1 pseudogene is annotated in these 263 nt (G+C 61.2%); it reads right to left on the bottom strand.

Annotated features, from left to right (window positions below):
- Window positions 1-204 (bottom strand): annotated as a pseudogene (locus CUZ56_RS15140) (glucose-6-phosphate isomerase); the annotation flags it as partial.
- Between the last annotated feature and the right edge of the window lie 59 nt (window positions 205-263).

The following is a 263-nucleotide window of genomic DNA, read 5'->3' as shown; positions in this document are numbered from 1 at the left end:
ATGGAGGACGGCGCGGTCCTCGGTGACGTTGATGTGCTCACCGGCATACATCGCGTCACGACGCTCGGTGACGCGCATCTGCGCAGCCAGTTCGAGAAGAGCGTCACGAATCTCGTCGGTAAGGAGGTTCTTGGATAAATCGACGTGCAAATCCGCGACGTCAAGGGTGTAGCGCTCAGCGCGGTGAGGGTCGGCGTCGAACAAACGGCGCAGTTTATGTGGCCCGTCAGCGAAGCGGGACTTTAGGCCGGAGAGTGTGCCCC

The sequence above is a fragment of the Saezia sanguinis genome (assembly GCF_003991585.1).
Taxonomy (GTDB): Bacteria; Pseudomonadota; Gammaproteobacteria; order Burkholderiales; family Burkholderiaceae_C; genus Saezia; species Saezia sanguinis.
The sequence above is the reverse complement of the archived record's forward strand: the minus strand, read 5'-3'. Positions and strand labels throughout refer to the sequence as shown.